Annotated in this window: 13 protein-coding genes; 4 read left to right on the top strand and 9 right to left on the bottom strand. The window is 65.6% G+C overall.

Going from position 1 to position 11,996, the window contains the following annotated elements; genetic code table 11:
• Positions 1 to 44: 44 nt before the first annotated feature.
• From modB to B7G54_RS19810, 3 genes are all read right to left on the bottom strand, one after another.
• Positions 45 to 722 (bottom strand): molybdate ABC transporter permease subunit, encoded by a 678-nt coding sequence (gene modB, locus B7G54_RS19820; RefSeq protein WP_085040621.1) that lies wholly within the window; start codon positions 720 to 722, stop codon positions 45 to 47.
• A 10-nt stretch (positions 723 to 732) separates the two neighbouring features.
• Positions 733 to 1,533 carry a molybdate ABC transporter substrate-binding protein gene (gene modA, locus B7G54_RS19815; protein WP_085040620.1) on the bottom strand — a complete coding sequence of 267 codons (801 nt, stop codon included), beginning with the start codon at positions 1,531 to 1,533 and terminating at the stop codon, positions 733 to 735.
• 137 nt (positions 1,534 to 1,670) lie between these two features.
• Positions 1,671 to 2,369 (bottom strand): phosphatase PAP2 family protein, encoded by a 699-nt coding sequence (locus B7G54_RS19810; protein ID WP_085040619.1) that lies wholly within the window; start codon positions 2,367 to 2,369, stop codon positions 1,671 to 1,673.
• A gap of 247 nt (positions 2,370 to 2,616) precedes the next feature.
• Here B7G54_RS19810 and B7G54_RS19805 point away from each other — a divergent pair, with 247 nt between their 5' ends.
• Both B7G54_RS19805 and B7G54_RS19800 read left to right on the top strand, forming a co-directional pair.
• Positions 2,617 to 3,726 (top strand): extracellular catalytic domain type 1 short-chain-length polyhydroxyalkanoate depolymerase, encoded by a 1,110-nt coding sequence (locus tag B7G54_RS19805; RefSeq protein WP_085040618.1) that lies wholly within the window; start codon positions 2,617 to 2,619, stop codon positions 3,724 to 3,726.
• A gap of 81 nt (positions 3,727 to 3,807) precedes the next feature.
• Entirely contained in the window at positions 3,808 to 3,984 is a 177-nt protein-coding gene (locus tag B7G54_RS19800; protein ID WP_085040617.1) for a DUF3563 family protein, read from the top strand.
• A 112-nt stretch (positions 3,985 to 4,096) separates the two neighbouring features.
• Here B7G54_RS19800 and B7G54_RS19795 read toward each other — a convergent pair whose 3' ends face one another.
• From B7G54_RS19795 to B7G54_RS19775, 5 genes are all read right to left on the bottom strand, one after another.
• A complete protein-coding gene (locus tag B7G54_RS19795) occupies positions 4,097 to 4,516 on the bottom strand; it encodes an organic hydroperoxide resistance protein (RefSeq protein WP_011355825.1) in 420 nt (139 codons plus the stop codon).
• 146 nt (positions 4,517 to 4,662) lie between these two features.
• On the bottom strand, positions 4,663 to 5,115 hold the full coding sequence (locus tag B7G54_RS19790) for a MarR family winged helix-turn-helix transcriptional regulator (protein ID WP_085040616.1): 453 nt from the start codon (positions 5,113 to 5,115) through the stop codon (positions 4,663 to 4,665).
• A 197-nt stretch (positions 5,116 to 5,312) separates the two neighbouring features.
• On the bottom strand, positions 5,313 to 6,122 hold the full coding sequence (locus B7G54_RS19785) for a BPSS1780 family membrane protein (RefSeq protein WP_043177806.1): 810 nt from the start codon (positions 6,120 to 6,122) through the stop codon (positions 5,313 to 5,315).
• Positions 6,113 to 7,111 (bottom strand): homoserine kinase, encoded by a 999-nt coding sequence (locus B7G54_RS19780; protein ID WP_085040615.1) that lies wholly within the window; start codon positions 7,109 to 7,111, stop codon positions 6,113 to 6,115. Before B7G54_RS19780 ends, B7G54_RS19785 begins: the two co-directional genes overlap by 10 nt.
• A 99-nt stretch (positions 7,112 to 7,210) precedes the next feature.
• Positions 7,211 to 7,606: a hypothetical protein gene (locus B7G54_RS19775; protein ID WP_039358086.1), complete on the bottom strand. Its 396-nt coding sequence runs from the start codon at positions 7,604 to 7,606 to the stop codon at positions 7,211 to 7,213.
• Between the two features lie 129 nt (positions 7,607 to 7,735).
• Between B7G54_RS19775 and B7G54_RS19770 the strand changes: the two genes are divergently transcribed.
• Positions 7,736 to 9,262, top strand: coding sequence for an AMP nucleosidase (locus B7G54_RS19770; protein WP_085040614.1), 1,527 nt, complete (start codon positions 7,736 to 7,738; stop codon positions 9,260 to 9,262).
• Between the two features lie 159 nt (positions 9,263 to 9,421).
• Here the strand turns inward: B7G54_RS19770 and fabF are convergent, their stop codons facing one another.
• The gene (gene fabF / locus B7G54_RS19765; protein WP_085040613.1) at positions 9,422 to 10,690 is read right to left on the bottom strand and encodes a beta-ketoacyl-ACP synthase II; all 1,269 of its coding nucleotides are present in this window, start codon (positions 10,688 to 10,690) and stop codon (positions 9,422 to 9,424) included.
• A 179-nt stretch (positions 10,691 to 10,869) separates the two neighbouring features.
• On the opposite strand from fabF, the gene B7G54_RS19760 reads away from it, so the two are divergent.
• Positions 10,870 to 11,901 (top strand): AraC family transcriptional regulator, encoded by a 1,032-nt coding sequence (locus tag B7G54_RS19760; protein WP_085040612.1) that lies wholly within the window; start codon positions 10,870 to 10,872, stop codon positions 11,899 to 11,901.
• Positions 11,902 to 11,996 lie beyond the last annotated feature (95 nt).

Below are 11,996 nucleotides of genomic sequence, written 5' to 3'. Positions count from 1 at the left end.
CCGAAGCCATCCGGCCACGAAAGACGATGGGCGAGACAGGCGCTTCATGTGAGCTGGCTCCGCCGGGCACGCGACGGCACGAGCCAGCCGGTCGCGAGCAGCACGAGCACGCAGGTGATCGACGTCACCAGCACGAGGAAGTTGGCCGTGCTGTCGTCGCCGGCCTGCACGGCCGCGTAGATCGCGACCGACAGCGTCTGCGTGCGGCCGGGCAGGTTGCCTGCGATCATCAGCGTCGCGCCGAACTCGCCGAGCGCGCGTGCAAACGCGAGCAGGGCGCCCGCGAGAATGCCGCGCGTGGCGAGCGGCAGCGTCACGCGGAAGAACACCGCCGCTTCGCCGAGCCCGAGCGTGCGCGCCGCGCGCTCGAGATGCGGATCGACGCCTTCGAACGCGGCCCGCGCCGATTTCAGGATCAACGGAAATGCGACGACCATCGACGCGATCACCGCGCCTTGCCACGTGAAGACGAGTTCGATGCCGAGCTTGTCGAGCCACGCGCCGAACACGCCGCGCCGGCCGAGCAGCACGAGCAGGTAATAGCCGAGTACCGTCGGCGGCAGCACGAGCGGCAGCGTCAGCACGGAATCGACGACGTCGCGCAGCGGCGAGCGCCAGCGCGCGAGCACGAACGCGGCCGCGACGCCCAGCACGATGTCGAGCGCGGTTGCCCAGCCGGCAACCTTCAACGACAGCAGCAGCGGTACCCAGGCATCTTGCATCGCGCTACGCTCACTTGCCCGCGGGCTTGAAACCGAACGTCGACAGCACGGCCTGGCCCTGCGGCGACGCGACGAAGTCGATGAACGACTGCGCCTGCGCGGCGTGGCGGCTGTCCTTGACCACGGCGATCGGATAGGTGATGGCCGTCTTCGTCGGCACCGTCAGCGCGACCTTCACGCGGCCCGGCATGATCGCGGCGTCGGTGCCGAACACGAAGCCCGCGTCGACCTCGCCACGTGCGACATAGTCGAGGCTCTGGCGCACGTTCGCGGCCAGCACACCCTTCGCGCTGACGGCATCCCACACGCCGGCCGCGCGCAACGCGCCTTCCGTGTAGCGGCCGACCGGCACCGATGCCGGGTCGCCATACGCGATGCGCTTCACGCCGGGCGCGGTCAGGTCGTTCAGCGACGCCGGTGCGGCCGCGTGGCTGTCCGCCGGCACGATCAGCACGAGCGAGTTCGCCGCGAAATCGCGACGCGTGCCGGGCACGATCACCTTTTCGTCAACGGCGCGATCCATCGCCTTCTGGTCGGCCGATGCGAACACGTCCGCCGGCGCGCCCTTGGCGATCTGCTGCATCAGCACGTCCGATGCGCCGAAGTTGAACAGCACCTTGGTGTCCGGGTGCTGTTTCTCGTAAGCGTCGCCGACGGCCTTGAACGCGTTCGTCAGGCTGGCGGCAGCCGACACGACCAGTTCGCTGGCAGCGGAAGCGGGCGCGCTGAACCCGATACCGGCAGCGGCAAGCGTGGCGATCGGCAGCAGGCGGAGCAGGGTGCGGCGAAGCGGACGAACGGTTGAGCGCATGGCGGATTCGTTTTGAATGGGTGGAAACCGTAATCGTAATATAGGGCGGGTTATAACGCTCGACATACCGCTCATGCGACGGTGCGCATGTAATGGTCAGACCTGAAAAGGGGCGGGCGTGACGGCCGGGCGGCCGGTCACGTACGGAGTGTTTGCGGCGACGATCGGGTGCGCTGCAGCGGCGACGGCTGCGATGCGGGGCGGTAGTTCGGGTTGGCCTTCCAGCGTGCGCGGACGAACGGGCGCTCGTGGCCCGACAGTTGCAGCGCCACCTTGGTGACCCAGCGATGCGACGGCACCGTGATGCCGTGCAGCGCCACGGTGACGAGCGCGAGGCTTGCGACGACCGCGGGCACCGACCAGCGGTGCGGCACCGCGCGCCACGAACCGGCGATGAACGCAAGCGCGGCGATCGCGCCGACGATACAGCCGGTGATTGATTCGGACGGCGAATGCGCGTCGAGCGCCACGCGCGACACGCCGACCGCGACGCCGGCCGCGAGCCCGAGCGCGATGCCGGCGATCCGCACCGGCGTGCGCGTGCGGATCAGCGCAAGAAAAATCGCGACCGGATAGACCGACGTCGACAGCATCGCATGGCCGCTGAACCCCGTGAAATCCCACTTGCGGATGCCGATCCCCCAGCCGAGGAACGCGATCTTCGTGAGCGCGACCACGCCGATCGCGGCCGCGAGCACACCGAGCCATGCGGCCGCGCGCTGCCACGAGTAGCCGAGCGCGAGCCAGACGGCGATCGTGATCGCAAGTGGCAAGGTCAGGCCGGCGCCGCCGAACGCGGTGATCATGATCCACAGGTGAGACGACAGGTCGAACATCGGGAAGGGGACGAACGAAGGCGGGGAAGATGCTTAAATCAACGCGCGAGCCGGGAAGAACGACTACAACGGATACAAGCGGCGAAACCCCAGTATAGCGCCGCGTGCGCATGAGCCCCCTTTTTTGCGCGGCCGGGAACTATCCGCGGGCAGGAAAAATCCCAGAAACAATGTTATGGTGCATTGCACAAAGTCGAACGATGCATCCGCTGTGGTGCCCCTATTTTCCTGACTGCGAGCCCGATCGATGACCAAGAGCCTGACCAAGGTGTGGCTGGGGGGCATGAAACGCATGTTGTCTCCCGACGCCAAGCGCGCGGCGCGCGATGCGCAGCGCATCGCACGCGACGCACTCGAGGCGGCTGTTTCTCCCGCCGTATCCGATTTGTCCCCGCTGCGCGAATCACGTGTTCGCCCGCGCGCGGCCGCCTGGGCGGCCGGCGAGTGGACGCGCGGCGAACATCCGATGCCGCCCGCGCTCGGGCGCCTCGTCCAGCATCTCGCGTACGGCCTCTACGTGCCGCCCGGCCGCCGGCGTGGCGCGATGCCACTCGTCGTGATGCTGCACGGCTGCCAGCAGTCCGCTGACGAATTCGTGCAGGGCACGCGGATGAACCTGCTGGCCGACAAGCACGGCTTCGCGGTGCTGTATCCGGAGCAGTCGCAGCGCGCGCACGCGCACGGCTGCTGGCACTGGTATGAAGACACCGATCGTGCGGGGCGCGGCGAGGCGAACGCGGTGGCGTCGCTCGTCGACGCGCTCGTCGACGAACACGGCTTCGACGCCTCGCGTGTCTATGTCGCGGGGCTGTCGGCCGGCGCGGGCCTCGCGTCGCTTCTTGCACTGCACCATCCCGACCGCTTCGCGGCGGTGGCGCTGCACTCGGGCCCCGCGCTCGGCGAGGCGAATTCCGGCATTACCGCGATGGACGTGATGCGGCGCGGCGTGCGGCAGAACCCGGCCGCGGCCATCGATGCGCTGGTCGATGCCGCCGCGTATCCGGGCATGCCCGCGCTGATCGTCCAGGGCGATGGCGACCACGTGGTCGCACCGAAGAATGCCGACCAGCTGACGGTGCAGTTCATGCGGCTGAACGGGCTCGCCGACAGCCGCGGCGCACTGCGCGGCGGCGAGCGGGTCGAGACGCGCGACGCCGGCGCACAGATCACCGATGTCTGCCGCGACGGCGAGCCGGTCGTGCGGCTCTGCCATGTGAAAGGGCTCGATCACGCATGGGCTGGCGGCGATGAAGCCGTGCCGTTTCATGCGGCGGTCGGCCCCGATGCGAGCGCCATGATATGGGCCTTTTTCGAAACACATCGGCGCGCTGTGGCGACCGAACGACGCATCGTCTGATCGACGCTGGCCAAAGTCTAGGGTTTTCCCTATAATTCGGGAAAACCCTAGTCAAAGAACCTTTGGATTGCGAGATCAACCATGTACCTGCTGAGCCACCTCTTCCTGATGCTGACCAAGAACGCTGAAAAGGCCTCGAAAGAGCGCGCCGACGCGTATCTGGCCGACGCCACCGACATCTACGATCTCGAATTCCGCATGCGCAAGATCGATCGCGAAGCGGCGATGAACCGCCCGTACTCGTTCGGCGCGCGCTAAGCAGCGCAGGGCGGGCCGGCTGGTCCGCCGTTCCGGCGAGTCACGCAGCAAAAAGGGCGCGTGCGGCATCTAGCCGCACGCGCCCTTTTTGCATTGGCGGCCTAGCGTCGCGTCAGACGACCGTCAGGCGCACCGGCACGTTATTGCGCGTCGCGTTCGAATACGGGCACACGTGGTGCGCCTTTTCGACCAGCGCTTGCGCGTCGGCCTTGTCGAACCCCGGCAGCGACACGCGCAGCTCGACGTCGAGCCCGAAGCCGCCTGCGTCGTTCGGGCCGATGCCCACTTCCGCCGTGACCTGCGTGTCGGCCGGGAGTGCTTTCTTGTCCTGGCCGGCGACGAATTTCATCGCGCTCAGGAAGCAGGCCGAGTAACCTGCGGCAAACAGCTGCTCCGGGTTCGTGCCTTCCGCGCCCGTGCCGCCGAGTTCACGCGGCGCGGCCAGCTTCACTTCCAGCTTGTTGTCAGCGGATACCGCGCGGCCGTCGCGGCCACCCGTGCTCGTGGCGCTGGTCTTGTACAGAATGTTCATCGTGCAGCTCCTGTCGGGAAAGGGGAGGAAAAGCGGCCCGGTCGAACGGGGTGTCGCCGGCCACGCGTAAAATATAGAACACAAATAATTTGTGTGCAAATGAAATTTTGAAGAAAAGGCCCGGCAATGCCGGGCCGGCTCGCCGGTCAGCGTTCGCTGGTGGCTGACAGCGCGTCGCGCAACTGCTGGAGATCGGCGCGCAGCCTGACAAGGAACTCGGGGGATTGCTGCATCGCGCAAAAGAGATCGGCAGGTACCGAGCGCGCGCGGTCCTTCAGCGCACGGCCTTCCGGCGTCACGTGTACGTTCACGACGCGTTCGTCGGCCGCGCTGCGCACGCGCTCGACGTAGCCGAGCGCCTCCAGCCGCTTCAGCAGCGGCGTGACCGTGGCCGGGTCGAGGTCGAGCCGCGCGGCGATGTCCTTCACGGCGATGTCGTCGCGCTCCCACAGCACGAGCATCGCGAGATATTGGGGATAGGTCAGCGACAGCTTGTCGAGCAGCGGCTTGTACGCCTTCGTCATCGCGTGCGAAGTCGAGTAGAGCGCGAAGCAGAGCTGCTCGTCGAGCGTCTGGGGCAGCGGGGGGAGGCGGTCCATGATTCGGGAGGCGCGACGAACGCGCGAACAATTTGCACGCAAATTATTTTGCGCGCAAAAGATCGGGATGAACAGGGGGCGGCCGCCGAGGGCAGGCGCTGGCGCACGCGGGGAAGGGCGAGCGGTCGGAAGGGGCGCCGGGAGGCAACCCGGCGCGGAGAGCGGCGGGCCGGCGACGCGCGCCGGCCGGGGAGATTTCAGCGGCCCGACGTGGTGGTGGTCGCGCCCGGTTCCTGTACGCCGAAGCAGCCGCGATAGGTCGCGTAGAACGAGCAGTACAGCATCGTGACGATGATGATCGTCACCGGCATCATGATCGTCAGCGCATAGGCGCCGGCGCCGAGCGCCTGCAGCAGCAGCGACAGCGCGAGCGACGTGCCGAGCGCGACGCCGAACCACAGCACGCCGTACACGACGAACGCGCCGCGATTGCGCCAGCAGCTGACGACGCTGAAGAACAGCGCCTTGGCGGGCGGGACGTCATGCCACGCGACCAGCACCGGCGCGAACCAGAACAGCATCGCGACCGGCAGGTAGAGCAGCGTCGCGAAGAACAGCGCGCCGAGCGTGCCTTGCGCGGCGAGTGCTTCCGGCGTCGTGCTCGCTTCGTCCGCCGCGCCCATCATCACGTGGAACAGCGCGCCGCCGTCCACGAACGACGAAGCGGCGAACACGAGCACCATCGACGCGACGTAGATCACGCCGAGCACGAGCAGCCGCTGGGTCGCGACGGTGCCGTACGAGCGGAAGCCGTCGACGAGGATCGTCGGCATCACGGGCTTGCCGGCCACCGTGTCGCGGCAGGCGGCCATGAAGCCGACCGCGATGCCGGGAATGAACACCAGCGGCAGCGCGGAGCCGATCACGGGCACCATCGACACCAGCGTGATCGCCAGCAGGTACGTGAAGAACAGCGTGATGAACGCGAGCGGGTTCCGGCGGAACAGCCAGACGCCTTGACGGAACCAGACATAGCCCGTTTTGGCGGGCACTTCGATCAGTTGCATGCGGTTTGGATCTCGGGAAGCGCGGGCGTGTGCGCGATACGCTCGCGCAGGATGCGTTCGAAATGGCCGGGGTCGTGCGGCTTGAGCATCTCGGCTGCGCGCGGCAGGTAGAAGTCGTACAGGCGGGATACCCAGAAGCGGTAGGCGCCCGCGCGCAGCATGTCGCTCCAGTGGCGGCGCTCCTCGGCCGTGAACGGCCGCACGGTCTGGTACGCGCGCAGCAGCGCATCGGCGCGCGCGACGTCGAGCACACCGGTCGCGAGGTCGACGCACCAGTCGTTGACCGTGACCGCGACGTCGAACAGCCACTTGTCGCAACCCGCGAAATAGAAGTCGAAGAAGCCGCCGAGCCGCACGTCGTGGCCGGTGCCGGGTGCCGCGTGCGCAAACAGCACGTTGTCGCGGAACAGGTCGCAATGGCACGGCCCGGCCGGCAGCGCCGCGTAGTCGTCCGATGCGAAGAAGCTGGCCTGGTGCGCGAGCTCGCCTTCCAGCAGCGCGCGCTGCGTATCCGTGATGAACGGCACGATCGCCGGCACGTTCTCCTGCCACCACGGCAGGCTGCGCAGGTTCGGCTGGTTGCGCGGATAGTCGCGGCCGGCGAGGTGCAGGCGCGCGAGCATCTGCCCGACTTCGATGCAGTGTTCGACCCCCGGTGCGAGTTCGGCCGAGCCGTCGAGCTTCGTGACGATCGCGGCCGGCTTGCCGTGCAGCTCGCCGAACAGCGCGCCGTCGTCACGCGGGATCGGATCCGGCACCGGCACGCCATGGCCGGCCAGATGGCGCATCAGGTCGAGGTAGAACGGCAGTTGCTGCGACGTGAGCTTTTCGAAGATCGTGAGGACGTACTCGCCGCGCGTCGTCGTCAGGAAGAAGTTGCTGTTTTCGATACCGGACGGAATGCCGCGGAACGCAAGCACGTCGCCCAGTTCGTAGTGGCGCATCCATTGCGCGAGATCGGAGTCGGAAACAGCAGTGAAAACGGCCATGCGGGATGCGTCAGGTCAGGGTGTCGGCACGCGGGCGGCGTGGCGCGACAGCAGGTGAAGGGAGGCGGCGCGCGGCGTTCGGTGCGGCGCGCCACGGAATCAGTAGCGCAGGTTCAGCGACGGCAGGCGCGTGATCGGGATGCCCGCGTCGTGCGGCTTCGGCGACGTGTCGGGCGTCGAGCTCATCTGGTAGCGCGTGCCGAAGTTCGACTTCACGTCGATTTCGACCGGTTTGCCGCGATCGCGGTACTCGGTGACTTCGGTGCCGTTCTTGCTCTTTTCGTGGAAGCTCGGCGTGCGGCGGATGTCGGCGAAGTCGACTTTGGACGTGACTTCGGCGCCCGGCCGGTTGATCTTGCGGAGATCGGGCAGGCCGGCGGCCTCGTTGGCCTCGGCCCGAGCCTGCGCGTCGGCGTCAGGCGTGCCGCCGGCGGCGTAAGCGACGCTGGCGGCGGCAAACGCGGCGGCAGCGGCGACGAGAATGAGCGGCTTCATGATGAGTCTCCAGTGAACCCACCGATTTTAGCAAATACTGCGCACCATCCGGCCCTCGCGTGCGGATCGGCGGCCATAAGCGTGACCGGGTTCCGTGGTAATGTCGTCGGAACAGACGAGGGTATGAAAATGAAGAACGATTTGAGCCGCCTGCACCGAGTGCTGACGCCCGAAAGCCCGTCGGTCGAGGCTTTCGACGATCCGATCGCTGCCGTCGCACGGCTGTCCGCCATTTACGATACGAACACGGGTTTCCTGCGCGACGCATTCGCGCGCTATCGCCGCCATGAATCGATCACCGAGCACGTGCGCGCGTGCTACCCGTTCGTGCGGATCCGCACCGACGTCAACACGCACGTCGATTCGCGCCGCTCGTACGGTTTCGTCGCGGGCCCCGGCGTGTTCGAGACGACCGTCACGCGCCCCGATCTCTTCGCGAACTACTATCGCGAGCAACTGCGCCTGCTGGCGAAGAACCACCACGTGAAGATCGAGATCGGCGTGTCGTCGCAGCCGATTCCGATTCATTTCGCGTTTCCGGAAGGCATCCATCTCGAGGGCGAGCTCGACCGCGACCGTCTGCTCGCGATGCGCGACATCTTCGATACGCCCGACCTGTCGTATCTCGACGACCGCATCGTCAACGGCACGTTCGAGCCGGCGCCGGGCGAGCCGCATCCGCTCGCGCTGTTCACGGCCGCGCGCGTCGACTTCTCGCTGCACCGGCTGCGCCACTACACGGCAACGTCGCCCACGCACTTCCAGAACTACGTGCTCTACACGAACTATCAGTTCTACATCGACGAGTTCGTGAAGCTGGGCCGCACGGTGATGACGGAGAGCGACGATCCCGAGGTGCGTGCATACCGCAGCCAGTACAGCGCGTTCGTCGAGCCGGGCGATGTCGTCACCTACAACGCGAATCTCGGCGGCGAGCCGGCCGAGGGCGCCGCGCCGCCGCGCCTGCCGCAGATGCCCGCATATCACCTGAAGCGCGCGGACGGCAGCGGGATCACGATGGTCAACATCGGCGTCGGCCCGTCGAATGCGAAGACGATCACCGATCACATCGCGGTGCTGCGTCCGCACGCGTGGGTGATGCTTGGTCACTGCGCGGGGCTGCGCAACACGCAGCGTCTCGGCGACTACGTGCTCGCACACGGTTACGTGCGCGAGGATCACGTGCTCGATGCCGACCTGCCGCTGTGGGTGCCGATTCCGGCGCTCGCCGAAGTGCAGCTCGCGCTCGAACGCGGGGTGGCTGATGTCACGCAGCTCGATGGCGTCGAACTGAAGCGCGTGATGCGCACGGGCACGGTCGCGAGTGTCGACAACCGCAACTGGGAACTGCGCGATCATCGCGAACCCGTGCAGCGCCTGTCGCAGAGCCGCGCGATCGCGCTCGACATGGAAAGCGCGACGATCGCCGCGAACGGCTTCCGCTTCCGCGTGCCGTACGGCACGTTGCTGTGCGTGTCGGACAAGCCGCTGCACGGCGAGCTGAAACTGCCGGGCATGGCCGATACGTTCTATCGCGGGCAGGTCGATCAGCATCTGCAGATCGGCGTGAAGGCGATGGAAATCCTGCGCACGAACGGGCTCGACAAGCTGCATAGCCGCAAGCTGCGAAGCTTCGCGGAAGTGGCGTTCCAGTAACAAGCCCTTACGTTATAAGGCTCCCCGGACAATCCGGGGAGCCTTCGTGTCTAACATGAGCGCCAGCGTCCAGCTTGCACGCTTCAATGTACCCGTCGTTGACGCGGTCAATGGCGCCAGGGCCTGCGTTCGGGATCTTCTTTCGGCTCTAATCCAGAATCAAAGTCCACGGAACACCAGGCTGGCATTGACACCGCCAAAACCAAAGCCATTGGAAATCGCATATTCCGTCGATATCTTGCGGGGCGATCCGCTGACGATGTCGATGCCTTCCGCCGCCGAATCCGGCTGCGTCAAATTGAGCGTAGGCGGCGCGAGCTGGTCGCGCAGTGCGAGCACGGTGAAAATGGCTTCCACGCCGCCGGCTGCCCCAAGCAAATGTCCTGTCGACGACTTGGTGGCTGATACGGCGGGGCCTCGACCTGTTCCGAATATCGCCTTGATGGCCGCGAGCTCGCTGATGTCGCCTACGAACGTGGACGTCGCGTGTGCGTTCAAGTGCCCGATCATTCCGGGTTCAAGATTCGCTTGCCGGATTGCCAGCTCCATCGCGCGTCGCCCGCCGGCGCCGTCATCGGGCGGAGACGTCATGTGGTGTGCGTCGGCGCTCGTGCCATAACCGAGTACTTCCGCGATCGGCGTGGCGCCTCGCTGCAATGCGTGCTCCAGGTCTTCGATGACGAGCATGCCGGCGCCTTCTCCCATGACAAAGCCGTCTCGTCCGGTATCGAACGGGCGCGATGCCTGCGCGGGATGATCGTTGAAGCCGGTGGACATGGTTCTTGCCGCGGCGAACGACCCCAGGCTGACTCGATCGATGCAGGCCTCGGCGCCACCACACACGGCAATATCGGCTTCGCCGGCCCGAATCAGGCGCGCTGCGTCGCCGATGGCCTGTGCGCTGGCAGCGCAGGCAGTCACCGGTGCGCCCAGGGGGCCACGAAAGCCGTGACGGATGGAGATATGGCCCGCGGCCATATTGGCAAGGAAACTGGGAACGGTAAAAGGAGAAAGCCGCCTTGGTCCGCGGTTATCCGTGATTCTGACGGCGTCCACGATCGCGCCGAACCCGCCCACGCCGGACCCCACGACGGTTGCCGTCCTTTCGCATGCTTTTTCGGATTCAGGTTGCCATCTGGCTTGAGTCAGGGCCTCTTGTGCCGCGGCGAGCGCAAACAGGCTGAACCGGTCCATCTTCTTCTGGTCCTTGGGTTCTACCGCGAGGTCCGGATCGAATCCCCATGGACAGTCTGACGTCAACATGGGCACCACGCCGCCGACCTTCGATGCAATCCCTTCCGTGACGTCGCCGGGCAACCCGGCCAGGCCTGAATGGCCTTTCAGGAGACGGTTCCATACCGATTCAACGCCGCATCCCAACGGCGAAACAATACCCATCCCAGTCACGACGATACGTCTCGTACTCAAGCGATGCTCCCCTTTTGACTGACGAAGAAATGCCGCCAGCGATTGGCGCAATGCGCCATCTGGCAATGCTCGTAAATTTCAAGAATCGCGGAAATTGCTTGCCAGTATAGGCGTGGGGCGGGGGAGGAACTGGCGCATCGTGCCAATCGATATGCAAAATGCGCCATAATAGGTGAATCATGAACCTGTCCCGGCAAAGTTCTCTCACCGTTTCGGCTCACTTCCTGCACGGGATGCTGCGCACCGTTCGCAGCCGTCACGGAGAAGACGTGGCGGCACAGCTACTCGCAAGCGCCGCTATCCCGCAGTCGCTTCTGAATCAGCCGGATGCGCGAATCACGCGCCAGCAATACGTCGTGCTGTACAAGGCGGTCGCGGCGACGCTCGACGACGAGATGCTGGGACTCTGGTCCAGGCCGATCCGGGGCGGCACGTTGAAGTATCTGATGCTCAGCCTGCTGGATGCGCCTACCGTGCTGGTCGCGTTCAATCGGTTTGTTCGTTTCTGGAATTTGCTGCTGGATGACTACCGGCTGCAGATTTCGACGAAGAACGATCTGGTGCGACTGGCCCTGGTGGAAAGGACGCCTGATACGCAGGTCACTCCGCTTGGGCACGAGTTGATGATGAAGCTGGCGCATGGCATCGCATCATGGCTGCTAGGCAGGGAGATCATCCTGCACCGGGCCGAGTTCAGTTTCGCCAGGCCGAGGCATGTCGAAGACTATGCATTCCTGTTCCCCGGAGCGGTGCACTTTGATGCCGGGATGACGAGCATTTATTTCTCGTACCAGGATTGTGCCGAGCTGTTCAAACGCGAGAAACACGAGCTATGGGCGTTCCTGAAAGGCGCGCCGGGGGCCTGGACATTCAGCGCATTTCATCACGGCTCCATTGTGGCCAAAACGCGCGAGCATCTTGAGCGGAACATAGCGCAGCCGCTGACGATTCAGGGCCTTGCGCAGGCGCTGCATACTTCCGTTCGCACGCTCAATCGCCGATTTGCGGAAGAGGGAACACATTTCCAGCAGGTGAAAGACGGGCTGCGACGCGATATCGCGGTCGATCGGCTGACGAACTCGAACACGAGCGTGGCAGTGCTGGCGTTTGATCTTGGCTTTTCCGATGCCACCGGTTTTTGCCGCGCCTTCAAGCACTGGACCGGCAGTAGTCCTTCCGACTATCGCAAGGACACCCGTCAGGGTGAGTGACGAGAAGGCGTTAAGTCTGACTATATTTTTAGCGACGTTGAACGCCGTGTCGAACGGCTGGAACCGGCCGGCTGCAGGCAGCGCTGTCAGTCATC

The sequence above is a fragment of the Burkholderia puraquae genome (assembly GCF_002099195.1).
Classification (GTDB): Bacteria; Pseudomonadota; Gammaproteobacteria; order Burkholderiales; family Burkholderiaceae; genus Burkholderia; species Burkholderia puraquae.
This window is presented reverse-complemented; position numbering and strand designations above follow the sequence as displayed.